Consider the following 26,403-nt stretch of genomic DNA (forward strand, 5'->3'; position numbering starts at 1 on the left):
ATGACAAGATTTAGTGAACTCCTCTCTAAATGGTTAATTTTCAATAAATGAATGTGTTATAAAAAACATTCGGTTTAAATCTTTTCTTTGCAATTAAACTTTCCCGGAAACATCCGTTCTAAGAGTTACTTGAACTGAACGAATGACGCTGGAACGATTGTATGAAAAATATGCTCCGCAGGTATTTAACCTCGCTTTACAATACGTTCAGAACGTGCATGACGCGGAGGAAATTACACAGGATGTTTTCGTTGCGGTACATCATTCATTGGCATCTTTCCGGCAGGATTCCGGTCATGGAACCTGGATTTACCGGATCACCATCAACAAATCACTGGATTTTATCAAAGCAAAAAAACGCAAGAAACGGTTTTCGTGGTTTACATCACCCCTGAATGATTACGATTCCGTGGAATTTGCGCATCCCGGGGTGCTGATGGAGAACAGGGAAGAAACCGAATTCATTTTTACCTGCATTCATGCACTGCCTGACAATCAGAAAACCGCTTTGATCCTCAATAAAATCGAGCAGTTGTCTGTGCCTCAGATTGCCGAAATCATGAACCTGAATGCCAAGGCGGTTGAATCGTTGATTCACCGTGGAAAGGGAAATCTGGAAAAATTATTGAATGAACGAAGGAGTTGAATAGAAATGTCGTCTAATATGGAAAACGGAACAAATATGAACACCACGGATGAAATGCTTCGTCAGATAAAAAGGGTGGAACCGACGCCTTTTTTGTTTACGCGGATCCAGGCCAAACTGGAAGAGCAGTTCTCATTGCGTGTGTCCAAAAAAATGGCCTGGGGCTGCGCCATGGGAATGGTGGTGCTGATCGGGCTGAATATCTGGATCTTTAATCACCATCAGCACGAGCGGCAGGATGATTTGGTACAGCAGTTGAATTTGGTCGAATCACAACAAATTTACCAATGAGCAGAATCCGATTTTATCAGGTGATCTCGGGCGTTTTGCTGTTATTGAACGGTGTTCTGCTATTTACCTTGTTCCAGGGAGTTCGACCTGCACGACCACGTTTTGAAGGTCCGCGCAACGAGATCATTGAACGTCTGCATTTTACACCGGAGCAAGAAGTGAAATACGATGCCCTGATCCGGAAGCACCAGCAGGGAATCCGGGAGCAGGAAGCCTTATTGATTCAAAAGAAGAATGAATTGTATGCTGACCTGAACCGCAAAGACAATGATTCAATAATCGAAGATTTGGCTCAGATTCAGAGAAATATCGAACAGATTCACTTGCAGCATTTTCGAGAGATCGAACAGGTGTGTACGCCGGAACAGAAAGTTTATTTCAAAGCGCTTCAAAAAGAGATTGCTCAATTATTCACCCGCCGGATGAAACCGAAACGACCATGAGAAACGGACTGTTTTTGGTGCTGTTGTTCCTGGCTATTAGATTGAATGCACAGGTCGGGGTTAAGTTTCAAGTGACGTATCAGGACCGGGCATTGGCATTGAACGATACCCTTACAGACTCTGTGACACAGGAAAAAATAGTCTTTAAAACCGTGAAATTCTATATTTCAAACCCGGAACTGGTCAATGGAAACCAAGTGATCTGCTCCGATCCGAAGCCTTTTCACTTGCTTGACCTGGAGTTTCCGGAGAGCCTGAGTTGGAATCTGCCTTGTGCCAAAACCGGTTTTTCGGCTTTCCGCTTTGGTTTTGGAATTGATAGTTTAACCAACGTTTCCGGTGCATTCGGAGATGATCTGGATCCGGTGAACGGCATGTACTGGGCCTGGCAAAGCGGTTATATCAATTGCAAGCTGGAAGGCTATGCATCTTTTTCAACTGCCCGGGATCATGCGTTTGAATACCATTTAGGAGGCTATTCCGGGATACAGAAAGCGTATCAAACCGTGGTTTTTCCGGTTGGTAAAACAAATCAGTTGACTGTTCTGCTGGATTTGGAAGCATTTATCCGCCAGGTTGATATGCAGCATCTGAGTCATTTGATGTCACCGTCAGAAACCGCGGCCAAACTGGCTTTGGTATTAAGTCAAAGTTTTGAGTAAAGAAGATGAAGCGGATCGATACATATTGCTTTTTGCTACTCCTGTTTTGCGCCTGCTCTTTTTTGCTGCATAGAGAAGAAGCACTGTTTCCGCAGTCGTGGCCCGAACCGGTATACAATTTCCGTAAAAATCCACTGGATTCAGCAACGATCCAACTGGGAAGAACCTTGTTTTATGACCCGGTTTTATCTGTAGACAGCATGATTTCCTGTGCTTCCTGTCATTCGCCGTATAATGCATTTACACACATTGATCATGCACTGAGTCATGGGGTCAAAGACCGGATCGGGACGCGTAACTCTCCGGTACTGATTAATCTGGCCTGGGGCAAAAGTTTTATGTGGGACGGGGCGGTTAATCACCTGGATATGCAGGCGCTTGCCCCTTTGGAAAATCATCTGGAAATGGATGAGAAATTGCCGCATGTCATCCAAAAGATTTCCCGTCAGGAGAAATACCGGCGTTTGTTCCGCGCTGCTTTTCACAGCGAAGACATTACCGGAGAACGTTTTCTGAAAGCCATTTCCCAGTTTATGCTCACACTGGTTAGTTCCGATTCGAAATACGACCGGGTGATGCGGGGAGACAACATGGCAGCCTTCACCGAACGGGAACAAAAGGGATATGAACTCTTCAAACAGCATTGTGCTTCCTGTCATTCGGAACCCTTGTTTACCAATCAGACTTTCCAGAATAACGGCCTGGCTCCGGATTCTGTTCTCATGGACATCGGCAGGATGAAAGTGACCCGGAAAAAAGCAGATTCCCTGAAGTTCAAAGTTCCCACACTGCGGAATATCGAACGCTCAGCACCGTATATGCACGACGGAAGGTATCGTAGTTTGCAGATGGTTTTGTTCCATTATTCCTCGGATATACATTCTTCTCCCACACTGGCACCGCAGCTCCGGAACGGGATTCGGCTATCGGAAGAAGAGAAAACTCAGGTGATTGCCTTTTTGAAAACATTGACTGACAACACCTTTTTGACCAATAAACAATTTCAATATCCGAGAGTTTTATAGACTTTGTCCTGAATGGATAGCATATAATTAGCCTATCAATTTTGCGTAAGATGGGTTCGATCCGTTTGTCAGTAATGATGAGCGGATCGTTTTTTTTCATCTGTACGAAGGAATGAACCAAAAACGTCGTCTAACTTTCTAAACTGTACTTGTTATGAAAAATATCTCAGCGATCCTGTTGGCTTTTTCGACCGGGATCTCCTTTTCCCAGGGGCCGGCAGTCACGTCCTGGCTTCAGAATACTTCGCTTACAGGGAGTCATTATGTGAGCGGAAATTCAACACCGATTCAGGATAATATTCCTGTCAACACACAATTGGTTCAATACTCCGCTTCGTGGGTGTATGTCACGACGCACGGAATTCCTTCTTATCCAACAGGACCTTTCCCCGGAAATCCCAGTCAGGCGAGTGACCAGAATGCTATTTTTAAAATTCCACTGAATCCTTCTCAGAATATGGGAACTCCTACTTCAACAAATATGGGAAACATTGGGATTTTTATCAATGGAGTCGCCCTGTTTGATTACGCTGATGGCGTTTCCTGGAAAAACTCCACGAATTCACCGGCAGGCGGCCCTTTGGGAGGAAGTGGAGACGGAGTGTGGAACAGAGATGCGGTAGTCGCAGAGCTTGGAGGTTTCGATTGTGCGAAAGGTCACCCGGCAATGGGAAATTACCATCACCACCAGAATCCGAGTGCTTTTGATCTGGATCTGCAGGTGATTTCGACTGTCTGCAACCTCTATGATTCCGATGGTTTATATGCGATTGACAGCACGGTACATTCTCCGTTGATCGGTTTTGCTTATGATGGTTTCCCGATTTACGGTGCATACGGTTACAAAAATGCGGACGGTACGGGAGGAATTGTACGGATTAAATCCTCTTTTTCATTACGAAATATCACGGTTCGAAATACCTATTATGACGGAAGTTCGGTAACTGCAGGTCCGAATGTCAGCTCGACTTATCCGTTGGGATATTTCCGTGAAGATTATGAATTCACAGCACCGGTAAGTGCAGATTACCTCGATATTCACAACGGACGTTTTTGTGTTACGCCGGAGTATCCTGCCGGAACTTACTGTTATTTCGCTACGGTAGATGAAAACTGGAATTCGGCTTATCCGTATGTGGTGGGCCCGACATTTTATGGAAACAAAACGGCTTCGAGAGTTACTTCAGTAGGAGAGACCACCACGACTTACACTCCTGCAACCAGTGGTTTGTCGCAGTCGGAGCTGGAAAATCTGAATATCGAACTCTTCCCGAATCCGGCAACTGATTTGGTCACCATCCAGGTAAATGGTTTGGTGAAAGAAAACCTGACGGTTGAATTGACAGATTTTTCGGGGCGAAAAGTAATGGACAAACTCATTCCTGCCGGAAGTACGATTACCTTTTTTAATACTGAAACGCTGTACGCCGGGGATTACATTGTTCGCATAAAAACTTCAGGTAGTTCCATTACCCGGAAGTTGCTCATTGTAAAATGAGTGATTGAAGATTATATCAAAACGCAGGCTCGCGTAGTCTGCGTTTTTTTGTCTGTAATTGATTGATTTCCAATTCACTTTTGTGAAGGGTGGTTTCCCGAAATTGGGAAAACCCGAATTCCCAATATTGGGACGGATCTGAAAATCAGTAAATTACCCCAGATTCACCTGAATCTTGACCAAATCGGAATAAACACCGCTGGTAGCCATCAAATCAGAGTGATTTCCGCTTTCCACGATTTTCCCTTGCTGCAATACCAGAATTTTATCTGCGTTTCGGATGGTGCTCAAACGGTGGGCAATCACGATACACGTGCGTCCCTGCATCAGTTTTTCCAATGCATCCTGAACCACTCTTTCGGATTCCGAATCCAAAGCAGAAGTTGCTTCATCGAGGATGAGGATGGTGGGGTTTTTCAGAATGGCTCTTGCAATGGCAATACGTTGTTTTTGTCCGCCTGAAAGCTGGATTCCACGGTCTCCGACCTGTGTTTTAAATCCGTCAGGGAAGCTGGTGATGAAATCGTATGCATTGGCTTGTTTTGCGGCACTGATAATCGCTTCTTCGCTGGCGTCCGGATTTCCGAATGCAATGTTTTCGAAGATCGTTCCTGCAAAAAGGAGTACATCCTGCGGTACAATCGCAATGTGTTTTCTCAGGTACTTGATGTCAATCGTATCGGCATTGGTATCTCCGAAGTAAATAGCACCCTTGTTTACTTTGTAATAATTCAGAACCAGGGAGGAAATAGTCGTTTTACCACCACCGGAAGTTCCGACCAAAGCCAGGGTTTCATTCCTGTTCAGCTCAAAGGAGATGCCTTTCAATACTTCTACCTCGGCACGCTGCGGATAAGAGAAATGAACATTCTCGAAACGGATTGAACCGTCGATTTCAGGTTTGTCTGTCCCATGGAACAATTCACCTTCGCTGATTTCGTTGATGATATCCATCAGTTTTTCCGTTCCACCGATTGTTTTTTGAATTCCGGTGTAGAATTCAGGAAGCGAACCGATACTTGCTGCCATTAATAAGGTTACCATCAGGAATGAGTACAAATCTCCCTGTGACAGTTCCGGGTGTCTTCCCTGAGTCATCAATAATCCCTGCCATACGATGAATACAATGGAACCGAACATGCAGAAGACCATGAAAGAAATAAATAATCCTCTCCAGATTCCACTTTTAATATTCAAACGTCTGATTTCTTCAATAGAAGACTTGAAACGCTTGATGAGGTAATTTTCGTTTGTAAACGCCTTGATGTTCCCGATTCCGGTCAACGATTCTTCTGCAATGGCATTGGCAGCCGCTGTTTGGTCCTGCGCATCTTTAGATAAACGTTTGATGAACCTTCCGAATAAAACAGCTACGATCATAATGACCGGAACCGTAGAAAGCATGATCAACGAAAGTTTCCAGGAAACAAAAGTCAGGTAGGCAATTCCTCCTACAACCATTACAATTTGTCTGAAAAATTCCGCTACAGTTGTCCGCAGGGTTTCCTGGATTTGAGTAATATCGGACGAAATACGGCTGGTTAGTTCCCCGACTGTATTGCGGTTGAAGAAATCCATTGGTAGGTGCAACATGCGCTGGAACACGTCATAACGCAAATCACGCAGGGCTTTTTCAGTAACATTTGTAAATAATACGACACGGAAATAGCTGAAAATAGCTTGTCCGCCAAACAAAGTGAAAAGAGTCACTGCAACCGTTGAAATGTTCGATAAATCGATCGCTTTGATGGCTTCAGCCATACTGGTCTGAGAACCACTGCTTAATCCGAGGAGCTGTCCGAGCAAAATAGGGAAGACCAGACCTGCCGAAGTAGATAAGACCAGGAAGATCCAGCCGATCGCATATTCAAAACGATAAGGCTTTAAATAGTGAAAGAGTTTGCGCGCTTTTTTATAGCTGTCACGAGTGAGATGAATCCGTTCTTTCTTAGCTTGTTTTGGTCGCAACATCTTTATTCCTATTTTTGTGCTACAAAAGTAATAGGAGAGAACCTTTAACAAACTTTTTTTTCGAATATTTTCGATTAAAACTTGAAAAATTGGAAAATCTACCTATCTTTGCACCCCATTCTGACAAATGCCTGACATTTCCAGGATTTGGGAATAGCAATAAAGAACATTCGAATAAAGAGATAGATCATGAAAAGAACGTTTCAACCGTCTGTAAGAAAGAGAAGAAACAAGCACGGATTCCGTAGCCGTATGGCGACTAAGAACGGACGTAAAGTATTGGCAGCACGTCGCCGTAAAGGACGTAAGAAACTGACAGTTTCTGACGAGCCTTTCCACAAGCGTTAATCGCCGGGAAACGTTTCTTGCAAAAGATATTACACCATCTTTCAGTAGTTACTGGAAGATGGTTTTTTTATGCCCGGTGGTTTGCCGTATACAATCATTTTTCCTGAAAGGGATGATTTTCGGTATTTTTTTATTTTTGCAGACCAATTCAAATCAATCAAATAAATAACCGATGAAAAGTCTATTACTCCTGTTAACACTCAGTATTTCTTCCCTGGTGTTTTCCCAGAAACAAAAAGTGACAATTGATAAAGATACGATTCGTGTAGACGAAGCACCATATGCAATCATTGAAAAGAAAGGTGGCGGTGCTCCGGTTTATACGATCAAATCCATGAACGGAACCGTGTTGATGAACTGGCAGTTTCTCGATTTCAACAATCCGAATAGAGTGAATAAGTCCAACCCGAACGGGCGTGTGACTTACTATCAGGTGACTTTTTTCAACGACAAACAACAGTGCGAGATTAGTCCGAGAATGCCGACCGAAAAAGGAGTGGCCAAATGCATCGTGGAAAACCAGTTGATTAAAGACGGAGCGATCGACCAGGAAGCAGAAAACAACTTTGTACTGATCTACGGGATGAAATTTTCGGAGGAGAAAAAAACAACCGGAGGATACCGCAGGTAGTAAGCGGTTCATCCTACTGCGTTTAAATCATTCTTTTCAACCATTCATATGGGGGAAATGGAAAAAAAGCACAATTGCGATCAATTATAGAAGTAATTGACATAAGTTTGCTTCAAAAAAAAGAATGAATCCTGATTTTGTCGATTTTCGCTCCGATACGGTTACCAAACCTTCCAAAGCAATGCTTGAAGCTATGTTTGGAGCTTCTGTAGGAGATGATGTGTATGGAGAAGACCCGGCAGTGAATGAATTACAAGACTTTGCCGCACAGCTTTTCGGAAAAGAGGCGGCCTTGTTTTGTGCAAGCGGGACTCAGACGAATCAAATTGCAATCAACATTCATGTGAAACCCGGAGGAGAAGTGATCTGTCACGAAGACAGCCACGTCTACAAATACGAAGGAGGAGGAATTGCTAAAAATTCCGGTGCATCCGTTCGTTTGCTCCAGGGAAACAGAGGAAGGCTGACTGCCAGCGAGATCGAAAAATGGATTATGCCGGACGACGTGCATTTTCCGGTGACACAACTGATTTCATTAGAAGATACAGCTAATCGCGGAGGTGGTGCTGTTTACGACTTTGCCGAAATTCAAAAGATCTCCCGACTGGCAAAAGAAAAACATATTCCGCTGCATCTCGACGGAGCACGCTTGTTCAATGCGCTTGCATTGAATGGAGTGGACCTGAAAACATACGCTGCCCAGTTTGATTCGATTTCTATCTGTCTTTCCAAAGGATTGGGAGCTCCGGTTGGGTCCTTGCTGCTCGGAACCACGGAATTTATCCATCAGGCCAGAAGAGTACGAAAAGTGATGGGAGGCGGAATGCGCCAGGCTGGATTTTTAGCCGCTGCAGGACTCTTTGCCTTAAAGAATAATGTCGTACGCCTGGAAGAAGATCACAAACATGCCCGCTTGCTGGAAGAAGCCTTTTTGACTTGCGATTGGGTTGAGAACAGTTTGCCGGTCGAAACCAATATTGTGGTACTGATTCTGAAAGAAGAATCTAAGCGCGATTTCTATATCGGAAAATTGGCTGATTCAGGGATCAAAGTCTCCTCATTTGGCCCGGGAATGATCCGTTTGGTGACACACCTGGATATTTCTGCAGATCAGGTTGCACGTACCATTGAGAAATTGAAAGAGCTATGACATCACTTGCCCCGATTGTTTGTTTTGTCCTGGTCTTGTCGTTCGTATCGTGCACGGATTCTAAAAAAGAGACGCTCACGCTGGATGAAATTTCCCATACGACCGATAAGTTCAAGGATGTAGACAAACCGCAAGAAATCTCAAAAATACAGGACGAAAAACCGCAGAGTGCGTATTTCCTCACAGCTTTTGATTCCTTATACAAAGATGCTTCCTGGTTCAAGCTGGATAGCTTGCTTTTCCCGGATCGCTTTGGTCCTTCCAAACTGGAGAAATGGTATCTCTTGAACCAAAAAGACAGCCTGGTGGCACTTCATTATGCGTTCAAAGACAGTTTGCGGACAAAAAATGCCTTTTTCAACTGGATTGACTGTTATGGGCCGAAATGTATTTCCTACCGTGTGGGGTCACAGTTTAAAAAACAAAGCAGAAACTCGCTTTTCCTGGTTGGGGTGAACGATTTGGTGTACATGGAATCAAAATCGGTTATTCCGGCAGATCGGGTGATTGAATTACTGAATGAGAAGAAAAAAGATCAGAATTGGCTCTACGTGGTCGAAATTCCGGCGCGAAGCAAAACACGCTGGTCGGTGATGAAAGAAGGAGAATTAGAAGAATTAAAAAAGAGTCAGGACTAAACGAGTTAGGAGTCAAGAGACCAGATTTTCAGAGTCACGATAAGGTCTTGCCTCCTGCCTCCCGAAGTCCTGAAATCTAAAAAGAAGAATATGAGAGTAGTAAACAGAGGGTACATTTACGTAGAACCGAAACAGGCTTTTTGCGATTGGGCGAAACAACACGATCCGGAATTTGATTTTGACGAATCAGATGAACTGGAAGGGAACCTGTATTTGATTGAAGAAGATTTTTTTGAATACGAACCGTTGATCGAAGCACATTTCAAGAAGATCATGAAAAATGAATGTCTGGCAGTGGTTGATTCCGAAGAAGAATACCCGAAACCAACACTGGAACTGTTCCTGGAGTGGTTCACGATTCGGATCGGGTCGAGTGTTTTTGATACACAGAAAACCGATTTGGAAAGCGATAAGTTGTAGGCCTTTCGGAATGCATCTTTGACCGATTGAGAGGGGCAATTCACCGATTTGCGTACCGGAGTAACTGCTTTTTGACCTAATTTCGCCACTGTATTGAATGATTATGAAGTATTTACTATTACTTATCGGGCTGATGCCACTATTCCTGAATGCTCAAACTACGGTTGAGGGAACGGTGCTGAACCAAAGTGGAAAGCCGGTTTTTATGGCGACTGTCTTCGTGAAAGGAACAACAGATGGCGCCCAAACAGACGAAAAAGGGTATTACAAGCTGACGACCAAGGCCAGCGGTGCACAAACCTTGTTGATTCGCGGTGATGAAATCGAAGAACAACAGGTTGCCATCACATTGAACGGAACTCCTGTGATTCAGCATGTCAAAGTGCGCCAGGCGAGGGCCATCGAGGAAGTGGTGATCTCAGCCGGAACGATGTCGGCTTCAAACGACCGGGCAGTTGCAATCCTCGACCCGCTTGATATTGTGACAACAGCCGGAGGACAGGGAGATATTGCCGGAGCCATCCAAACACTGCCCGGTGTACAGCGAAACGGTGGTGATCAAACCGGTTTGATGGTGCGTGGGGGAGATGTCAGCGAAACCTCATTTATCATCGACGGACTGGTTGCTCAAAACGCCTTCGGAAGTTCTGTTCCTGGCGTGGCACAGCGAACCCGTTTCAATCCGTTTCAATTCAAAGGAACAGCCTTTAGTACAGGAGGTTACACGGCGCGTTACGGACAAGCACTTTCTTCGGTGCTGGATTTGAGTACGCTGGATCTTCCGGAACAAACCAATATCAATATCGGAGGGAATTTCGCCGGACTTTTTCTCGGAGGTTCGAAATTAATGGAAAACAGCGCGGTGGAATTTACCGGATTTTACCAAAACCTGTCTCCGTTTTTAGCTCTGGCAAAAGCCAATGTGAAATTTTACGAAGCTCCCCAGGGATTTGGTTTTTCGGGGCGTTATGTGGCGAAAACGTCTACGCGTGGTATGTTCAAAACGACATTTAACCAAAGCTATAACAGTTCCGGACTGGAAATCCCGAATCCGGGAGCAGCAGGACAAACCATGCGTTTCGGGTTGAAGAACCAGAATACCTATGTCAATACGACCTTTAAGAACGCAATCAACGACAAGTGGACTTATTACACGGGGTTTTCCCTGAGTAATAACGACGACAATATTACCTGGGACACCTTGGTTTCTACCCGCGACGACAAGCGCGTTCAGGGACGGGCAGAATTGGTTTACACTCCCGGAAATCGCTTCAAATTGTTGATCGGGTCGGAATTACAGCATTTTGAGTACCAGCAGACTTTTGATACCTTGCGCGGACAGTTTGAAGAAATGCTGAGCGCCGGATATGTGGAAGCAGACATTATCCCGTTCCGGAATTTTGCAATCAAACCGGGCGTTCGCGTGGAATACTCCAAATTGTTGGCAAAAGGAAATGTGTCTCCGCGTCTGGCAATGGCACTGAAAACGGGTAAAACAAGCCAGATTTCATTTGCTTCGGGATATTTTTACCAGCTGGCGTCTCAAAATTACCTGATGCAGGGCTACCGCCCGGATTTCCAGGAAGCACTTCACCTGATGGCAAATTATCAGATCATTGCCAAAAACCGGATTTTCCGCCTTGAAGGATATTACAAATCGTATGATCAGCTGGTGCGCGAACAGGGAGTTCCTTACACGCCGAATGCCTTCCGCTTCAATTATGGAATGGTCGACAACAGCGGTTCTGGTTATGCCCAGGGAATCGATGTGTTCTGGAGGGATAAAAAATCGATCAAGAACTTTGACTACTGGATTTCATACAGTTATATCGACACCAAACGCCTGTACCAGAATTACATCGCAAAAGTGACCCCGGATTATGTTTCGGATCACAACCTGAATGTGGTGATGAAGTATTTCTCGATGAAATTGCAGACGAGTTTCTCCCTGACATACAGCTATGCAAGCGGTCGTCCGTATTACAACCCGGCAAACCCACGTTTTTTGGGAGATCGTTCGCCTGACTACCACAACCTGGCATTTACGGCAGCATATTTGACAACGATTAAGAAGATGTTTACCGTCTTTTACATTAGTTTAGATAACATTACAAACCAGCACAATGTATTGGGGTACAGATACAGTTATGACGGAAGCCAGCGGTATGAAGTAAAACCTCCGTTCTATTTCAACCTGTTCTTCGGATTCAACATGTCGCTGAAGGAATTTAACAAAGATGAACTTTAATTTGAGCTTATGAAGCAGATACTTTTATCAGTGGTTTTGGCATTTACACTGCAAGCAAATGCCCAGGATGATGCAGTAATCAAAGATTTGGCTCCCGTTTGTGCCGATTTTGATTCATTACACACGGCGGAAGCGTGGAAAGCAAAAACAGACCAGTTGGCGGTTTTGAAAGAGAAATACCCGGAAAGCTGGATGACAGTCTATTATTACGCCTATTCGTGTATCCAGATGTCCTATTTTGAGCCGTCACTGGCGATCAAAGATGCTTTTGTTGACCAGGCGGAAGAACAATTGGCAAAACTGGAAGAGAAATGCCCGCTGAAAGACGAGGTATTCATCATGAAAGCGATGGTTGCAAATGCCCGCATCGGGGCAGATCCGGAAAACCGCTGGCAGAAATACGGGAAGATTTTCGAGGATAACCTGAAAGCTGCGAAAGCCGTGAATGAAAACGATCCGCATATCTACCTGCTGAAAGGAATAGCAACATTTTACACACCTAAAATGTTTGGCGGAGGAGCAAAGAATGCCAAAACGTATTTCGAAAAAGCGCAGGCCAAGTATGACCTGATTACCAACACCGATGTGGACAAGCCGTATTGGTGGGGAAGAAGCACGTGCAACTACTTCTTCGGGGAAATTGCAAAAGAATTGGGCAAATAAGCAAAGGCCTGTCAGTATTGAGCGGGGGCACCGAGCGGAGTCGAAGTGCCCTTTTTACGCTTTCTGAATCAGGTTGGAATTGTAATACTGTGGATCGTTGCTGACTTCTTCCTGAATCCAGGAGGGAAGGTCGAATGCTTCATCTTCTGATTCCAGCTCCAGTTCGGCAATGATCAAACCTTCCAGTTTTCCGTGAAACAGGTCGATTTCCCACTTTTTTTCGCCTATAATCAATTCAAAACGCTCTTTTTCGAGAAATTTCGGACAAAAATCAGTGAGTAATTGACTGGCATCTTCAAACGGGATTTCGTATTCGAATTCATCCCTCGAAATTCCGCTACTTTTTCCCTTAATGGTCAAATATCCCTTTTCTCCCTTCGTACGCACACGAACCGTTTTTCCATCCGAATCGGAGATATATCCCTGCTTGATCTTTTTGGATTGAAGGTATTTAACGACGTCAAGCAATTCGTCTTTGACCAGGAATTTGCGTTCGATTTCTTTCATTTTTTGGATATTAGGATCTCGTTTTTTAGACTTTAAGAGTCCGGATAAACAGAGAAAAGACGTTGATCCAACGAAATCTGATCGGTCTTGACTTGTGACTCTTCAATGTGCTAAAATTCGGCGTCCGGGTTTTGCTAATGTACGATAGATTTTGAAAATGGCGTGAGAAAATACGGATCCCGCACGTGCGGGATTTGACCAGTGGTAGCAGGTATCTACAGATTTTTTAATGCTCTTCCAGACTTATACGGAAGTAGTCGGACAAAGGAATACTGGGTGACTCGGGGTTTTGGAATATTATCTGGAAAATACGGATAGACATGCATCTATTAGCCCAGTGACAGCAAGGGCTGGACGCAATATTGCGAACATGAAACCACCAAGCCAATTTTTCAATTCACAGAACCCCTTGTCTATTGTCAATTTGGACTATCTTCGCATCATGCAGGTAATTCTGACATTCGACTATGAATTGTTCTTCGGAACAGCAACCGGAAGCGTTCAAAAATGTATGATTGAGCCGACCAACCGTCTGTTGGAACTATCCCGCAAATTTCAGATTCCAATGGTCTTCTTTGTAGACGTCGGATTCCTGATCAAACTCTATGAATTCAAAGATCAGTTTCCGTCACTGGAGACCGATTTCAATCAAATTGCAGCACAGCTCCTGGAAATGAAAGCACTTGATTGCGAAGTGCAGCTCCACATTCACCCGCATTGGGAAAAATCCAGCTACGACGGTGAAAAATGGGTAGTGGTGACAGACGGAGCCTACAAACTGGCCGATTTTCCGGATTTGGAAGCAGAACGCATCGTACGGAAATACCACGGTTTTCTGACCGGACTGACCGGAACTAAAATAACGACTTACCGTGCGGGAGGTTGGTGCATCCAGCCATTTTCGCAGATTGAAGAAGTATTCCGGGAATTGGAGATCGTGTGCGATTCGACAGTCTTTCCGGGAGGAAAATTCGAATCGGAGCATTACCAGTTCGATTTCACGAAGATCCGGCCATTTACGAATCCCTACCGCTTTCAGTCAGATGTAGTGAAAGAAGACCCGGCCGGTTATTTTCTGGAGGTTCCGATTGCTTCCTGGGAATTTCATCCGCTTTTTTACTGGCGTTTGTACATACTGGGAAGGCTGAATCCGAAAGCACATAAAATGATCGGAGACGGATCGTTCCTGGCCCAGCCGGGAAGAAAAAAAACCGTCCTTCTGAATAAAACCTGGAATCACGTCAGTTCGGATGGTTATTATGCCTCCATGCTGCACAAACAGGCAACATATTACCGTTCACTCAATGCGAAAACCTTTGTGGTGATCGGCCATCCGAAAGGAATGACACAGTATTCGCTCCGAAGACTGGAATCATTCATCGCAGATACGAAACGACAGGTTGAATTCGTTAATTACTCCGCATGCATTTCGTAACAGCAGATTCGAAGGAAATAAAAGAACAGTGGGATTTACTGGTTCTGCAAAACAATGCATCGGTGTTTTCAGAATCTGTTTACCTGGATGCAACATCCGAAAATTGGCTGATTTTGTATGCAGACGGTGAAATGTCCGGAATGGCTTGCCCGTACGTAGTAAAAGCCGGTGTAACGATCCTGGTGACTCCTTTTTTCAATCGTTTCATGGAATGGATCGGTGAGCCGGTGCCGGAAGCAGATATAATAAAGACATTAAAAACGCGTTTCCAGGTAGCCGATCTGCAGGTCGGAAAAGGATTCAAACCGGGACAGCGCGTGTATCAGCGGCTCAATCCCGGAATGTTGAAACTGAACCAGCAGGCAAAACGTTCCGTCAGCAAAGCAAAAGAATTCCAGGTGGTGCAGGAAATTACTATTCCGGCAATGATGAACCTGTTGCAAACGGAACTTGCCGACCGCATTCATGGAATCAATGCACAGACGCTTGGAATTTTGGAGAAACTCGTAAAGCGTTACGAAGATTTGCGCCTGGAACAATTCTCGTTGTATCATGAATCAACCTGGCTGGGAGGAATTTGGATGCTCGAAACCGATTCCACGGTGCTTTATCTGAAAGGAACAACAACGGAAGAAGCAAAAAAGCAGGGCGGGATGTATAAATTGATGATTACAGCAATCGATTATACGCATGCGAACGGGAAAACCTTCGATTTCGGAGGGTCGAATGCAGAATCGGTCAGACGGTTCAATTTGAATTTCGGGGCGGAAGATGTCGTATATTCGCATTTGAGCTGGAACCATGCGCCTTTTTGGTGGCGCACTTTAAAAATGCTGAGAGATAAATGGACAAAAAAGTAATATTCATCACCGGGGCAACCGGAGGACTGGGATCTGCAATGGTCAAACATTTTGAAAAGCAGGATGTCAGACTGGCATTGCATACGTTTCAGCAGGAACCCTTTGATGTGGAATGTGAACATGCCTGGTTCAAAGCCGACTTGAGAGACGAAAACCAGGTAGCTGGCTTGATTTCGACTGTTCTTGCGAATTTCGGACGGGTAGATGTGCTGATCAATAACGCCGGGATTTCCCGTAATGGAATGAGTTGGAAACTGTCTCCTTTAGCCTTCAATGAAGTGATCGCCGTGAACCTGACAGCGCCTTTTCTCCTTTCCCACGGATTGATTCCTTCCATGCGCACCCACAATTATGGCCGGATCATCAATATTTCGTCAGTAGTAGCACAAACGGGAGTGCCCGGAACGGTTGCATACGCAGCAAGCAAAGCCGGTGTTTTGGGAATGACCAAAACCATTGCAAAAGAGCTGGCAAGTCAGCCAATCACCTGTAATGCGCTGGCTCTTGGCTATTTCGACCAGGGAATGATTTCAGAAGTGTCCGAAGAACTGCAACAACAAATTATTGCACAAATCCCGAAGAGTAAACTGGGAGGTGTAGAAACCATCTTATCAACGATCGACTGGCTGCTGCAGGATTCCTGTGACTATGTTACCGGTCAGACCATTTCATTGAACGGCGGCTTGTTTACCTGATATTTTCGGTTAAATTTGTAATGCTCAAAAATGAATTCTGAATCGTGATATTTCCAAAGAAAAATATGCCCAGATGGGTAATCGTGTGCATTGATTTGGTGATTTCTGCAGTTTCGTTATTGATTGCGTACCTGATTCGTTTCGATATCAAAGCAGACGCCGAAATGTGGTATAGCGAGTTGACCATTGTGCGCTATTCGGTCATCGTTTTCTTTCTCGTTCGATTGATTGTATTCCTTTCATTCGGAATTCAGAAGGGAATTGTACGACATACGTCAACCTCCGATTTTAAACGCCTGTTCCTGGCAATTACGACCACATCGGTCATTTTTGTCTTGATCGGTGCTGTGCGTTATTACTGGATCGATAATTATTACCTCTTTCCGATTTCAATTATCATCATCGAATACGTTTTCTGCTTCTTCCTGATGGCAGTTTCGCGCTTTGTGGTCAAATTGCTGTACCTGGAATCAGTGAAATCCGATCGTGAGCAGAAGAACGTATTGATTTACGGAGCTGGAGTTTCCGGACTGATTGCCAAGCGGATTATTGAGAAAGATGCACGAATCCACTTCAAAGTATTTGGTTTCCTGGACGACAATACACGGATTTCCGGAACACGGATTGAAGGCGCGGAAGTGTTTCATACTTCGCGTTTGGAAGATATTCTGTCAAAAAACACCATTTCTCAGGTGATCATTGCCATTCAGAACCTGGCTCCGGAGAAACGCACATTTATCGTTGAAAAATGTATCGGTGCGGGCGTGGAAGTGAAGAAAGTACCGAGCCCGAAAAGCTGGATCAACGGAGCATTTACTTCCCAGCAGATTGCACAGGTGAATATCGAGGATTTATTGAGTCGTACCCCGATCGTATTGAACCAGGAACAGCTATCAATCTCACTGAAAGATCAGGTAGTACTCATTACCGGTGCGGCAGGATCGATCGGTTCTGGAATTGTACGCCAGGTACTCGAATACCATCCGAAGCTTGTGGTATTATTGGATCAGGCAGAATCTGCACTTTACGACCTCGAATTTGAGCTGAAGCAGCTGAAAGATATTCCGGAATTTGAAATTGTGATCGGAGATATTTGTGATCAGGAACGCATGCGCCTGTTATTTGAACGCTTCAAACCGTCCTGGGTATTCCATGCGGCAGCATACAAACACGTGCCGATGATGGAATTGAACCCTTCGGAAGCTGTGCGGAACAATGTATTGGGAACGAAAATCCTCGTAGACCTTTCCAATGAAACGGGAGTTTACAAATTTGTTATGATTTCCACCGATAAAGCAGTCAACCCGACCAATGTGATGGGGGCCAGCAAACGGATTGCGGAGATCATTGCACAGGAAGCAAACAAAGGAAAGACACAGTTCATTACCACGCGTTTCGGGAACGTACTCGGTTCAAACGGATCTGTTATCCCGTTGTTCAGACGACAAATTGAGCAGGGTGGACCTGTGACGGTAACTGACGAGCGCATTACGCGTTATTTCATGACCATTCCGGAAGCGTGCCAGTTGGTAATGGAAGCCGGAGTGATGGGGAACGGAGGTGAAATCTACGTCTTTGACATGGGAGAATCGGTGAAAATCGTTGATCTTGCTAAAAAAATGATTCAGCTTTCGGGACTGGAACTGGGGAAAGACATTGAAATTACTTTTTCAGGACTGAGACCCGGTGAGAAGTTGTACGAAGAGCTGCTTAATGATGCGGAGAACGTGCAGGAAACCCATCACCCGAAAATCCTCATCGCTGCGAAGAGGGATTTGGAAGAAGAAGTCATGCAGACGATCGAAGCGCTGGTGGGTGCTGTCGGAAAAATAGATAACTTGTCTTTGGTAAAGCAAATGAAGGAGATCGTGCCGGAATTTCTTTCCAATAATTCGGAATATAGTGTACTGGATAAAAAACAGGAATGAGGCTTTGGTCTGCTCAAAAGTTGAAAAGTTCAAACATGATGATGAACGGACGGAACCGTTGAATCTTTTTCTTCCCCTTGAACGAATTCAATTCATAAATGGATCAAAACACATGACTTGAAACGACAACGACTAAAATAAATAAAAGATGTTGGATTCATACAAACTACAAGTTCGCTTTTCAGACTGCGACATGATGCAGCACGTAAACAATGCCGTTTATCTGAATTATTTTGAAGAAGCGAGAATCCATTACTTCCGCCAGGTGCTGGGAGTAGATTGGGATTGGAACAAAACCGGAGTCATTCTTCGCAAGAACGAGCTGGAATACCTGAAGCCTGTTTTTCTGCATGAGCCGGTCGAAATCTATGTGTATCTGAAACATATCGGGGAAAAAAGCTTTACCTTGTCTTACGATGTGAAAGTATTGCAGGAAGTGAGAACAACCGGAACATCGGTGCTGGTTTGCTACGATAGTGTGAACAAAAGCTCCATTCTGATTCCGCACCGGATGAAAGAAGCACTCGGAAAGCTTTCACTGAAGTTGGAACAATAATTGATTATTTAAGAGACGGTAAAGAGTCAAGAATCAAGAGTCAAGACTGAAAGATAAGTCCTGACTCTTGACTCTAAAAATTGTCTTTAAGTCTAAAAAGTCTATACGATATGAGGATCCTCGTTGCTATTTTTTGTTTGTTTTCGCTGGCAGTTTCTGCCCAGCCGAAATTCGGTGTTGCAAGACGCGATTCAGTACCTTGCTACCAGAAAGCTGCCGACCGTTCAAAACAGCGCTATACCGAATGGGAATGCGGTAAAATTGCCGGTGTGGTAGACTGTAACGAAAAACTGGAAATGTCGCAGGATGGAAAACGTGTTGTGACCAGTTCTCAGAAAATGCCTTTTTCAGGAATGTGCGAAACCTGTCACATGAACGGAATCCTCGAACGCAGGGTAACGTTTGTGGATGGCTACGCGAACGGAATTGATACGACCTACTATAAATCGGGATGTATTATGGTGATCCGTTCCCATATCCAGGGAGTAGAATCCGGGCGCTGGACCTATTTCAACGACTCTACCCAAATTCCTGCCTGGGAGAAGAATTATGCCATGGGACAATTGCAGGGGCCTCAGGTCACTTATAACGCAAAAGGAGATACCGTCAAACTGGAGAACTATGTTCAGGGAGTCTTGAACGGGCGCAAAATCACATACGATTCGAAAGGAAAGCGGACAAAATCTGTAAACTACGTTAAAGGCTTACTGGAAGGCCCGTTTTTGGTCTATAACCGTGACGGGAAGGTTATCGAAGAACTGAATTTCAAGCAAGGAAAGAAAAACGGTGTTTTCCGCTATTATTACGACGATGGTGTGCTCCTGAGAACCGAAAACTGGGACATGGACGTACGTAACGGCGAATTCAAAACCTTGTATTACAATCAGAAATTACAGACCCTGGAAGTGTACAAAAAAGGCTTGAAAGAAGGCTGGTTTGAAGAGCGCTTCCCGGATGAAAAAGTAAAGAGTCGTGCCTTGTACAAGAAAGATGTTTTAGTGGAAGAACACGTTTTCGACGAGCAGGGAAGAGAAATCCGCACGTTTGGAGGAACTGCAGCTTCCGGAAAAGAAGACGATGCGATGCCGACTGCTAAAGGCAAAAAGGACAAGAAGAAAAAAACGAAAGAAGAACCGAAGCCGAAAGAGTAATTATTAATTGAAAATTGAAAAGGTAAAAGTTTAGAGACAAGACATTTTTCAGAGTCCGGAGTTCGGAAAAAGACCTTACTTAACGGAATATAATTTATCATGACTCATGAAGTCTTGACTCGAGGTCTTGCCTCTTAGTATCCCGACTGCTTTTCAATTCTCCATTTTACCTTTTAAAGGTTCCACTCCAGGAGTTTCGTTTCAACGCCATCAAAAACGGCGTAGGTATTGTAATGGATCCACTCGCCGAGATTGATGTAGGTGGCATGGTCATTGATCCGGATGGTCATCGGGAGGTGGCGGTGTCCGAAAATGTAGTAATCCTGCGGATGAATCTGTTCTTGTTCCTTACAGTACTGCACCAGCCATTCCTGGTCTTCACCTAAGAATTTACTGTCGGTATCTCCGGTTGCGATGCGGCTTTTACGTGAAAAGTAGTTAGCCAATCCGATTCCGAAATTGGGATGCATGCGTGCAAACAGCCATTGCGACCAGTTGGCAGCGAATACTTTCTTGATAAACTTATAACCGCGGTCTCCCGGGCCTAAACCGTCACCGTGACCGATGAGAAATTTTTGGTTGTTGAAAACCCGGAAAACAGGTTCACGGAAGATTTTCACGCCAAGTTCTTGCTCGAAGTAATCAAACATCCACATATCGTGGTTTCCGGTAAAGAAATAAACGGGAATGCCCTGATCTGTCAATTCCGCTATTTTTCCCTGCAAACGCACAAATCCTTTGGGGATAGCGTGCCGGTATTCGAACCAGAAGTCAAAGATATCTCCAACGAGGTAAATTTCGCAGGCATCCTCCTGGATGTGGTTCAACCAGCTGATAATGTGTTTTTCACGTTTCAGGCTTTCTTCCGCAGTGGGAACACCTAAATGGAAGTCTGAAGCAAAATAGATTTTTTTACCCGTTGGAATCTCCATAATTAGAATCCGAAGATGGTTTTAAGTGCCTGTTCGAGTTCAACACCACGCAGTTTCGTATCCACGATGGTTCCGTTTTTGTCAACCAAAACCGTAAAGGGAATGGAAGAAACCTGGTACAGTTTCGCCACTTCGTTCGACCAGTATTTTAAGTCCGAGACGTGGTTCGGCCAGATCAATTTGTCTTTTTCAATTGCGGCAAGCCACGGAGCTTTTTCCTTGTCCAGAGAAACGCTCATGACCGTGAATCCTGCATCTTTATACTTGTTGTAGAGGGCAACCACATTCGGGTTTTCTTTGCGGCAAGGTCCGCACCAGGAAGCCCAGAAATCGATCAGGACTACTTTTCCTTTCAAGTCCGAAAGCGAGATTGGTTTTCCGTTCACATCGTTCTGCGTGAAATCAGGAGCTTGTTTTCCTGAAGCCAGGAAATTCTGCTTGTCTTTCTGAGCTTTCAGCTGGTCGTAATTCGTTTTGGCATTTTGAACACTCGGGGAAGATGGAAAACAGCTCAGCAGCTGGTTGACAACCGCTTCGTAAATGCTCAGTTCCTTGTCAGTGTCGAGTGTACTCAATACCGGAAGAAGTGCCGGGGAATTGTTGTTTTCAGCGATAAACTTCTGACGGTAAGCCGAAAACTTGAAATATTCATTCTGGTAATACTGATTAATCGCATTCTGGTTCTCAGGAGTATTTTTCATAGCTGTGATCGCAGAATCTTTCTTTTGATTGAAATACTGCATCTGGCCCACGAATTCATTCAGAGCAACACTTTCATCGGAACCTGAAATGGTATGAAATGCATTGATGTTGTTTCCATCCGCATTCACCCGAATAGCGGATTTGTCTTTCAGAATGAGGTTGAGGTGCTGATTCCCGACGCGGATCACGTAGTAATCAGCAACCGGAACTTGTCCTTTCAAGGTATAATTTCCTTTCTTATCCAGCTTTCCCTTGATGAAATCAACGTAGTGTGAACCATAATACTGGGAAATTTTCACGCTGTCTCCATGGGTGTTGAAGATGTTTCCGCTGATCTCTACCTGTGCAGGTGTTTGACCAAATGCAAGACCGGATAAAAGCGTGATACCTAGAATGAACTGTTTCATGTGTTTAGTTTTTTGCGAGTTGTTCTATCAATTTCTGTTCCAATTGTGCACCGCGCAATCCGACTCCGACAATATTTCCTTCCCGGTTCAGCAGAACGGTATGCGGAATACTTTGGAATCCGTATGTCTGTGTAAGCGGAGTTTGCCAGCCCATCAGATCGGAAACGTGGTTCGGCCAAACCAATCCATCTTTCGCAATGGCAGCTTTCCAGGCACTTTCATCCTGGTCCAGTGACACGGAAAAGACTTCAAATCCCTGGCCTTTGTATTTTTGATACATGCGCACCACATTCGGGTTTTCTTTGCGGCACGGCATACACCAGGAAGCCCAGAAATCAATCAAAACCACTTTTCCTTTGAGACTTGATAAACGCAATTCTTTTCCTGCCGGACTTTTCAGCGCAATTTCAGGAGCTGCCATGGTTCCCGAAGCAAATTGCTGATAGCTTTGGTATTGTATAGAAATAGCAGAAATTTGCTGAGACAGAAGTCCTGTAATCGGTGAGCCCAGGTATTTACGCTGGTAAGCCGATTCCACTTTTTTCAAATCTTCCAGATTCTTGGGATCCCAATCGGCAAAACCGGTTTCTTGTGAAGGCATAATCAGGTTCACCAAAATCATGTTTACAGGATTTTCCGGATCTTTCCGGATCTGTTTCTGCGCAAACGTTACCATCGGTTGTTTCAATTTCACAAACAAAGCCAGCTGCTGATCCGAGTCTTCGATTTTTGGCAGTTTTTCCATTTGCTGCTGGGTGAAATCACTGAACAACACCATGTATTTGGTGAGTGGTTCTGCCCATTTGGTTCCTGAAAAAACAGGAGTTACGGCAAAGTTTTCCTTCGTAGCGTTCACCACAAGCTGGTCGTTGATATCCATCGGGATCACTACCGCATTTTTACCGTTGTCTCCGACAGTAAGCGAGTAGATTCCCATTCCCGGGATGTTTCCGTCCAACTGAAATTTTCCTTCCGCATCTGTAACGGTTTCTGCGACTTTGATCACTCCCTGTTCGGATTGTGCTTCAATCTTGAATTTTTGATTGGCAGCGCCTTTGATTTGTCCTTCGATGTGGAAGTTATTCTCCAGTCCGTTTTCTTCGCTGGCAGAGTTACCGCCACAAGAAGTCAAAATAAGTGATCCCAGTAGGAATGCAATGAAAAAGTTGAAACGGGTCATGAAACAGTTTGTATTAGTTCGCGCAATAATGCATTGGTTGTTTTCGGATCGGCCTTTCCTCCGGAAGCTTTCATGATTTGTCCCATGAAGAATCCGGTAAGCTGGTTTTCCCCGGCTTTAAAACGTGAAACTTCATCCGGGTGTTGCCCGAAAACGGCCAAAATAACTTCTTTTAACGAGTCAGCATTGGATTCCTGAATGATATTCAGGGAAACTGCCAGTTCTTCGATGTTTGACTCGGGTTTTTCAACCAGGGCAGGGAAGAGTTTCTGAGCTGCAGCTGAGTTTGATACCTTTCCGTTTTCGATCAGGTTAATGACCGCCGCAATTTGTTTTGCGGAAACCGGGAATTCGTCCATCTCCAATCCGTTCTGGTTCAGGTAGGATTTTACTTCTCCCATTGTCCAGTTGGCAGCTGCCTTATAGTTTTTGGTATTGGCAATGACTTCTTCGAAGAACAGGGCGATGGATTTGGAATCGGTCAGAATTCCGGCATCGTAGTCCGACAATTTCAGATCCTGCGTGTATTTTGCATACAACTCACGCGGAAGAGCAGGCATTTTTGCTTTCACCTGGTTCACGTAGGTTGCATCTACTACAATCGGCTGTAAATCCGGCTCCGGGAAATAACGGTAATCGTTTGCGGCTTCTTTGCTTCGCATGGAAATGGTAATTCCTTTCAAGGCATCGAAGCTGCGGGTTTCCTGGGAAATCTTTTCCCCGTTTTCAACCGCGGCAATCTGGCGTTCGATTTCGAATTCGATGGCACGCTGTACGTTTCGGATGGAGTTCATGTTTTTGACCTCTACCTTGGTTCCGAATTCGGAAGCACCTTTCAGGCGCACTGAAATGTTGGCATCACAACGCAGTGATCCTTCTTCCATGTTTCCGTCACAGATGTCGAGGTAGCGTACCAAACGGCGCACTTCCGTCAGGTAGTTATAAGCTTCCTGGCTGGAGCGGATTTCCGGTTCCGAAACGATTTCCAGTAAAGGAGTTCCAGCGCGGTTCAAATCGACCAGCGTATCGTATAAATCTACGTCGTGAATCGATTTTCCGGCATCTTCTTCCATGTGGATGCGTGTGAGTCCGATGGTTTTGTCGGCACCTTCTTCGTTTTTGATCACGATTGATCCGCCGGTACAAATCGGAGTGGTATCCTGAGTAATCTGGTATCCTTTCGGAAGATCCGGGTAGAAATAGTTCTTGCGCGCAAAATGCTGGTGTTCTGCAATGGTACAACCACAAGCCAATCCCAGTTTCACCGCAAACTCAATGGTCTTTTTGTTCATCACAGGCAAAGTTCCCGGATGCCCCAAAGTCACCACGCTCACGTTGGTATTCGGATGTGCTCCATACTCGTTGATGTCGGAAGAATAGGCTTTTGTTTTCGTCAACAACTGCGCGTGTACTTCCAACCCGATAACCGCTTCGTATTTGTCTTTTGTATTCATTTTCTTTTAGACGTAAGACTGAGGACCAAAGACCGCTACGCTGAAAGACATGGAAAAGGTTCCTGCCTTTTGTCTTCGGTCTTTTCGTCTGCTGTCTTTTTTAAATTTTGGAAATCAATTCACGCATAATCAATGTCATTTTTGGCTCCTGACGGCTTGCCACATCGATTACATCCTGTAAACTCACTTTCTGGATTTTTCCCGGTACTCCCAAATCTGTAATGATGGAGATGGCAAAGCACGGAATTTCCATGTGGCGCGCCACGATGACTTCCGGAATAGTTGACATACCAACTGCATCCGCTCCGATTGCACGTACGTAACCGTATTCAGCAGGAGTTTCCAATGTTGGACCTGTTAAAGCTGCGTAAGTTCCTACAGAAACTTTGATGTTGTTTTCAGCCGCGATGTTTTTCGCCAAAGCAATCATCTCATGGTCATAAGGCTCGCTCATATCCGGGAAACGCGGTCCTAATTCGTCGATGTTTTTCCCGATCAGCGGGTGTGCAGGGAAGAGGTTGATATGATCATCCAAAATCATGATTTCACCTACTTCAAAATCCGGGTTCACACCACCGGATGCATTGCTCACGAACAAACGCTCGATTCCCAGTAATTTCATCACGCGAACCGGGAATGTAACTTGCTGCATGTTGTAACCTTCGTAGAAGTGAAAACGGCCTTGCATAGCAACCACTTTTTTCCCGCCAAGGTTTCCGAAAATCAATTTTCCGGAGTGGCTTTCTACTGTAGAAACCGGGAAGTGAGGAATTTGTTCGTAGGGAATCTCATCGATTACTTCGATTTCCTTTACCAATCCGCCCAATCCTGTTCCAAGAATGATACCGATTCCCGGCTTAACCTGCGTTCTGCTGCTGATGTACTCAGCTGCCTCTTTCATTTGCTCTAACAACATAATTTTTAAGTAAGTCTTTAAAATCGTTTTCTCTATCTATCTGAAGCGATATACATTGCACAAAAAAGGGAATTCCGGACTGAATAATCTCGTCTTTCCATTCTGCGAAACGTACCGCATCTTTTTCGGTTGTAACTACTACACAACGTTGGTTTGCAAAAGTAGCAACTTTTTGCAGAATTTGCTGAATATCTGAAGCAGTAAAACGATGGTGATCCGGAAACTGAATCGCTTCTACCGGATGCTTCTCAGCTAAAAAACGATATAGCGGTTCCGGCTGTGCAATTCCGGTTACTAAAATCACCCGGTCTGCAGGTTCCCAAACTGCTCCGAACAGGCCTTTCAATTCACCGTAAATGATTTCGCTGAAAAATAAATGTGTTTTGGGAACCGGAATTTTTCTCGCAAAATGTGCTTTTCCTGCTTCGTCTAGGTTCTTTGGACATTTGGTAATGACCACGACGTCTGCACGTTTCATCCCTGCCCGCGTTTCCCGCAGATTTCCGGCCGGAAACACGAAGTCTTTGAAGACCGGTCGTTGATAAGTCATTAATAAGAGATTCAACCCGGCTTGTACGGCGCGGTGCTGGTAGGCATCGTCCAGCAAGATCAGTGAATCCGGTTTGTTTGCACGAATCCAGTCTACGCCGATTTGTCTTTTTTCAGAAACGACCACCGGAATTTCCTGTTGGAAAGTTGTCCAGTACATCATCGGCTCGTCTCCGATTTCGGCTGCCGTGCTCGTGTTGTTCGCAATGTGAAGTCCCTGTGTTTTTCGGCCATATCCCCGGGAAAGAATAACCGGATTGTTTGGGCGGAATAGTTCTGCCAGGTATGCGGTGAGTGGTGATTTTCCCGTTCCGCCGACTGTAATATTGCCGATGCAGATGGATGCTCCCGGGATTTTAGTTGATTTGAAAATTCCAGCTGAATAAAACCAGTTTCGGAAACCGACAATGAAGCCGTAAAGCCAGGAAAAAGGAAGTAAAACAATCCGCCATGAATACATGCCGGTAAAGATAACAGAAATCCTGCTACCTGATGGG

The 26,403-nt window shown here is 44.8% G+C and carries 27 protein-coding genes; 19 read left to right on the forward strand and 8 right to left on the reverse strand.

The features are described from left to right. Window positions 1–142: 142 nt before the first annotated feature. The 6 genes from ABDV94_RS00700 to ABDV94_RS00725 all read left to right on the forward strand — a co-directional run bounded on the left by ABDV94_RS00700 (window position 143) and on the right by ABDV94_RS00725 (window position 4,565). Entirely contained in the window at window positions 143–646 is a 504-nt protein-coding gene (locus ABDV94_RS00700) for an RNA polymerase sigma factor (protein ID WP_343603911.1), read from the forward strand. Between the two features lie 18 nt (window positions 647–664). After that, window positions 665–937 carry a hypothetical protein gene (locus tag ABDV94_RS00705; protein ID WP_343603912.1) on the forward strand — a complete coding sequence of 91 codons (273 nt, stop codon included), beginning with the start codon at window positions 665–667 and terminating at the stop codon, window positions 935–937. Beyond that, window positions 934–1,380: a hypothetical protein gene (locus ABDV94_RS00710; protein WP_343603914.1), complete on the forward strand. Its 447-nt coding sequence runs from the start codon at window positions 934–936 to the stop codon at window positions 1,378–1,380. The genes ABDV94_RS00705 and ABDV94_RS00710 overlap by 4 nt, the downstream gene beginning before the upstream one ends. Next, a complete protein-coding gene (locus tag ABDV94_RS00715) occupies window positions 1,377–2,042 on the forward strand; it encodes an MbnP family protein (protein ID WP_343603915.1) in 666 nt (221 codons plus the stop codon). Before ABDV94_RS00710 ends, ABDV94_RS00715 begins: the two co-directional genes overlap by 4 nt. Before the next feature lie 5 nt (window positions 2,043–2,047). Next, the gene (locus tag ABDV94_RS00720; protein WP_343603916.1) at window positions 2,048–3,067 is read left to right on the forward strand and encodes a cytochrome c peroxidase; all 1,020 of its coding nucleotides are present in this window, start codon (window positions 2,048–2,050) and stop codon (window positions 3,065–3,067) included. A 154-nt stretch (window positions 3,068–3,221) separates the two neighbouring features. Next, window positions 3,222–4,565, forward strand: a complete 1,344-nt coding sequence (locus tag ABDV94_RS00725; protein ID WP_343603917.1) for a YHYH protein — start codon at window positions 3,222–3,224, stop codon at window positions 4,563–4,565. A gap of 153 nt (window positions 4,566–4,718) precedes the next feature. Here the strand turns inward: ABDV94_RS00725 and ABDV94_RS00730 are convergent, their stop codons facing one another. Then, a complete protein-coding gene (locus tag ABDV94_RS00730; protein WP_343603918.1) occupies window positions 4,719–6,536 on the reverse strand; it encodes an ABC transporter transmembrane domain-containing protein in 1,818 nt (605 codons plus the stop codon). Window positions 6,537–6,725: 189 nt separating this feature from the next. Here ABDV94_RS00730 and rpmH point away from each other — a divergent pair, with 189 nt between their 5' ends. The 7 genes from rpmH (at window position 6,726) to ABDV94_RS00765 (ending at window position 12,634) form a co-directional block, all read left to right on the forward strand. After that, window positions 6,726–6,884, forward strand: a complete 159-nt coding sequence (gene rpmH, locus ABDV94_RS00735; RefSeq protein WP_309281852.1) for a 50S ribosomal protein L34 — start codon at window positions 6,726–6,728, stop codon at window positions 6,882–6,884. A 172-nt stretch (window positions 6,885–7,056) separates the two neighbouring features. Beyond that, a complete protein-coding gene (locus ABDV94_RS00740; protein WP_343603920.1) occupies window positions 7,057–7,515 on the forward strand; it encodes a hypothetical protein in 459 nt (152 codons plus the stop codon). Window positions 7,516–7,639: 124 nt separating this feature from the next. Next, window positions 7,640–8,665 carry a low-specificity L-threonine aldolase gene (ltaE, locus tag ABDV94_RS00745; protein ID WP_343603922.1) on the forward strand — a complete coding sequence of 342 codons (1,026 nt, stop codon included), beginning with the start codon at window positions 7,640–7,642 and terminating at the stop codon, window positions 8,663–8,665. Then, window positions 8,662–9,303 (forward strand): hypothetical protein, encoded by a 642-nt coding sequence (locus ABDV94_RS00750; RefSeq protein ID WP_343603924.1) that lies wholly within the window; start codon window positions 8,662–8,664, stop codon window positions 9,301–9,303. The genes ltaE and ABDV94_RS00750 overlap by 4 nt, the downstream gene beginning before the upstream one ends. A gap of 90 nt (window positions 9,304–9,393) precedes the next feature. Continuing rightward, a complete protein-coding gene (locus tag ABDV94_RS00755) occupies window positions 9,394–9,723 on the forward strand; it encodes a hypothetical protein (RefSeq protein WP_343603925.1) in 330 nt (109 codons plus the stop codon). A 103-nt stretch (window positions 9,724–9,826) separates the two neighbouring features. Then, on the forward strand, window positions 9,827–11,971 hold the full coding sequence (locus tag ABDV94_RS00760; RefSeq protein ID WP_343603927.1) for a TonB-dependent receptor: 2,145 nt from the start codon (window positions 9,827–9,829) through the stop codon (window positions 11,969–11,971). 9 nt (window positions 11,972–11,980) lie between these two features. Continuing rightward, window positions 11,981–12,634 carry a hypothetical protein gene (locus tag ABDV94_RS00765; RefSeq protein ID WP_343603929.1) on the forward strand — a complete coding sequence of 218 codons (654 nt, stop codon included), beginning with the start codon at window positions 11,981–11,983 and terminating at the stop codon, window positions 12,632–12,634. A gap of 54 nt (window positions 12,635–12,688) precedes the next feature. Here the strand turns inward: ABDV94_RS00765 and ABDV94_RS00770 are convergent, their stop codons facing one another. Then, window positions 12,689–13,141: a CYTH domain-containing protein gene (locus tag ABDV94_RS00770; RefSeq protein ID WP_343603930.1), complete on the reverse strand. Its 453-nt coding sequence runs from the start codon at window positions 13,139–13,141 to the stop codon at window positions 12,689–12,691. Between the two features lie 370 nt (window positions 13,142–13,511). Between ABDV94_RS00770 and ABDV94_RS00775 the strand changes: the two genes are divergently transcribed. From ABDV94_RS00775 to ABDV94_RS00800, 6 genes are all read left to right on the forward strand, one after another. Next, entirely contained in the window at window positions 13,512–14,576 is a 1,065-nt protein-coding gene (locus tag ABDV94_RS00775; protein ID WP_343603931.1) for a hypothetical protein, read from the forward strand. Beyond that, a complete protein-coding gene (locus ABDV94_RS00780) occupies window positions 14,564–15,436 on the forward strand; it encodes a GNAT family N-acetyltransferase (protein WP_343603933.1) in 873 nt (290 codons plus the stop codon). Before ABDV94_RS00775 ends, ABDV94_RS00780 begins: the two co-directional genes overlap by 13 nt. After that, window positions 15,421–16,131 carry an SDR family NAD(P)-dependent oxidoreductase gene (locus ABDV94_RS00785; RefSeq protein WP_343603935.1) on the forward strand — a complete coding sequence of 237 codons (711 nt, stop codon included), beginning with the start codon at window positions 15,421–15,423 and terminating at the stop codon, window positions 16,129–16,131. Before ABDV94_RS00780 ends, ABDV94_RS00785 begins: the two co-directional genes overlap by 16 nt. Before the next feature lie 65 nt (window positions 16,132–16,196). Then, on the forward strand, window positions 16,197–18,059 hold the full coding sequence (locus tag ABDV94_RS00790) for a nucleoside-diphosphate sugar epimerase/dehydratase (RefSeq protein WP_343603936.1): 1,863 nt from the start codon (window positions 16,197–16,199) through the stop codon (window positions 18,057–18,059). A gap of 148 nt (window positions 18,060–18,207) precedes the next feature. Then, window positions 18,208–18,615, forward strand: a complete 408-nt coding sequence (locus ABDV94_RS00795) for a thioesterase family protein (protein ID WP_343603938.1) — start codon at window positions 18,208–18,210, stop codon at window positions 18,613–18,615. Between the two features lie 110 nt (window positions 18,616–18,725). Beyond that, a complete protein-coding gene (locus ABDV94_RS00800) occupies window positions 18,726–19,766 on the forward strand; it encodes a toxin-antitoxin system YwqK family antitoxin (protein WP_343603940.1) in 1,041 nt (346 codons plus the stop codon). 173 nt (window positions 19,767–19,939) lie between these two features. On the opposite strand, the gene ABDV94_RS00805 is transcribed toward ABDV94_RS00800, so the two are convergent. The 6 genes from ABDV94_RS00805 to lpxK form a co-directional block, all read right to left on the reverse strand. After that, complete coding sequence (locus ABDV94_RS00805; RefSeq protein WP_343603942.1) at window positions 19,940–20,698, reverse strand: UDP-2,3-diacylglucosamine diphosphatase; 759 nt, start codon at window positions 20,696–20,698, stop codon at window positions 19,940–19,942. Between the two features lie 2 nt (window positions 20,699–20,700). Next, window positions 20,701–21,807, reverse strand: coding sequence for a redoxin domain-containing protein (locus ABDV94_RS00810; RefSeq protein ID WP_343603944.1), 1,107 nt, complete (start codon window positions 21,805–21,807; stop codon window positions 20,701–20,703). Window positions 21,808–21,811: 4 nt separating this feature from the next. Next, a complete protein-coding gene (locus ABDV94_RS00815) occupies window positions 21,812–22,987 on the reverse strand; it encodes a TlpA disulfide reductase family protein (RefSeq protein ID WP_343603946.1) in 1,176 nt (391 codons plus the stop codon). Next, entirely contained in the window at window positions 22,984–24,441 is a 1,458-nt protein-coding gene (gatB, locus tag ABDV94_RS00820; RefSeq protein ID WP_343603948.1) for an Asp-tRNA(Asn)/Glu-tRNA(Gln) amidotransferase subunit GatB, read from the reverse strand. Before gatB ends, ABDV94_RS00815 begins: the two co-directional genes overlap by 4 nt. A gap of 100 nt (window positions 24,442–24,541) precedes the next feature. Continuing rightward, window positions 24,542–25,357 carry a purine-nucleoside phosphorylase gene (locus ABDV94_RS00825; protein ID WP_343603949.1) on the reverse strand — a complete coding sequence of 272 codons (816 nt, stop codon included), beginning with the start codon at window positions 25,355–25,357 and terminating at the stop codon, window positions 24,542–24,544. Beyond that, window positions 25,326–26,366, reverse strand: coding sequence for a tetraacyldisaccharide 4'-kinase (gene lpxK, locus ABDV94_RS00830; RefSeq protein WP_343603950.1), 1,041 nt, complete (start codon window positions 26,364–26,366; stop codon window positions 25,326–25,328). The genes ABDV94_RS00825 and lpxK overlap by 32 nt, the downstream gene beginning before the upstream one ends. Window positions 26,367–26,403: the final 37 nt, after the last annotated feature.

The organism is Fluviicola sp., assembly GCF_039596355.1.
GTDB lineage: Bacteria > Bacteroidota > Bacteroidia > Flavobacteriales_D > Crocinitomicaceae > Fluviicola.

Coding starts and splice junctions, on each gene's coding strand:
- ABDV94_RS00785 (WP_343603935.1), top strand. CDS start 15,421: ATGGACAAAAAAGTAATATTCATCACCGGGGCAACCGGAGGACTGGGA.
- ABDV94_RS00825 (WP_343603949.1), bottom strand. CDS start 25,357: ATGTTGTTAGAGCAAATGAAAGAGGCAGCTGAGTACATCAGCAGCAGA.
- ABDV94_RS00700 (WP_343603911.1), top strand. CDS start 143: ATGACGCTGGAACGATTGTATGAAAAATATGCTCCGCAGGTATTTAAC.
- ABDV94_RS00760 (WP_343603927.1), top strand. CDS start 9,827: ATGAAGTATTTACTATTACTTATCGGGCTGATGCCACTATTCCTGAAT.
- ABDV94_RS00795 (WP_343603938.1), top strand. CDS start 18,208: ATGTTGGATTCATACAAACTACAAGTTCGCTTTTCAGACTGCGACATG.
- ABDV94_RS00705 (WP_343603912.1), top strand. CDS start 665: ATGGAAAACGGAACAAATATGAACACCACGGATGAAATGCTTCGTCAG.
- ABDV94_RS00800 (WP_343603940.1), top strand. CDS start 18,726: ATGAGGATCCTCGTTGCTATTTTTTGTTTGTTTTCGCTGGCAGTTTCT.
- ABDV94_RS00710 (WP_343603914.1), top strand. CDS start 934: ATGAGCAGAATCCGATTTTATCAGGTGATCTCGGGCGTTTTGCTGTTA.
- ABDV94_RS00815 (WP_343603946.1), bottom strand. CDS start 22,987: ATGACCCGTTTCAACTTTTTCATTGCATTCCTACTGGGATCACTTATT.
- ABDV94_RS00780 (WP_343603933.1), top strand. CDS start 14,564: ATGCATTTCGTAACAGCAGATTCGAAGGAAATAAAAGAACAGTGGGAT.
- ABDV94_RS00740 (WP_343603920.1), top strand. CDS start 7,057: ATGAAAAGTCTATTACTCCTGTTAACACTCAGTATTTCTTCCCTGGTG.
- ABDV94_RS00720 (WP_343603916.1), top strand. CDS start 2,048: ATGAAGCGGATCGATACATATTGCTTTTTGCTACTCCTGTTTTGCGCC.
- rpmH (WP_309281852.1), top strand. CDS start 6,726: ATGAAAAGAACGTTTCAACCGTCTGTAAGAAAGAGAAGAAACAAGCAC.
- gatB (WP_343603948.1), bottom strand. CDS start 24,441: ATGAATACAAAAGACAAATACGAAGCGGTTATCGGGTTGGAAGTACAC.
- ABDV94_RS00790 (WP_343603936.1), top strand. CDS start 16,197: ATGCCCAGATGGGTAATCGTGTGCATTGATTTGGTGATTTCTGCAGTT.
- ABDV94_RS00730 (WP_343603918.1), bottom strand. CDS start 6,536: ATGTTGCGACCAAAACAAGCTAAGAAAGAACGGATTCATCTCACTCGT.
- ABDV94_RS00810 (WP_343603944.1), bottom strand. CDS start 21,807: ATGAAACAGTTCATTCTAGGTATCACGCTTTTATCCGGTCTTGCATTT.
- ABDV94_RS00770 (WP_343603930.1), bottom strand. CDS start 13,141: ATGAAAGAAATCGAACGCAAATTCCTGGTCAAAGACGAATTGCTTGAC.
- ABDV94_RS00805 (WP_343603942.1), bottom strand. CDS start 20,698: ATGGAGATTCCAACGGGTAAAAAAATCTATTTTGCTTCAGACTTCCAT.
- ABDV94_RS00755 (WP_343603925.1), top strand. CDS start 9,394: ATGAGAGTAGTAAACAGAGGGTACATTTACGTAGAACCGAAACAGGCT.
- ABDV94_RS00725 (WP_343603917.1), top strand. CDS start 3,222: ATGAAAAATATCTCAGCGATCCTGTTGGCTTTTTCGACCGGGATCTCC.
- ltaE (WP_343603922.1), top strand. CDS start 7,640: ATGAATCCTGATTTTGTCGATTTTCGCTCCGATACGGTTACCAAACCT.
- ABDV94_RS00750 (WP_343603924.1), top strand. CDS start 8,662: ATGACATCACTTGCCCCGATTGTTTGTTTTGTCCTGGTCTTGTCGTTC.
- ABDV94_RS00715 (WP_343603915.1), top strand. CDS start 1,377: ATGAGAAACGGACTGTTTTTGGTGCTGTTGTTCCTGGCTATTAGATTG.
- ABDV94_RS00765 (WP_343603929.1), top strand. CDS start 11,981: ATGAAGCAGATACTTTTATCAGTGGTTTTGGCATTTACACTGCAAGCA.
- ABDV94_RS00775 (WP_343603931.1), top strand. CDS start 13,512: ATGAAACCACCAAGCCAATTTTTCAATTCACAGAACCCCTTGTCTATT.
- lpxK (WP_343603950.1), bottom strand. CDS start 26,366: ATGTATTCATGGCGGATTGTTTTACTTCCTTTTTCCTGGCTTTACGGC.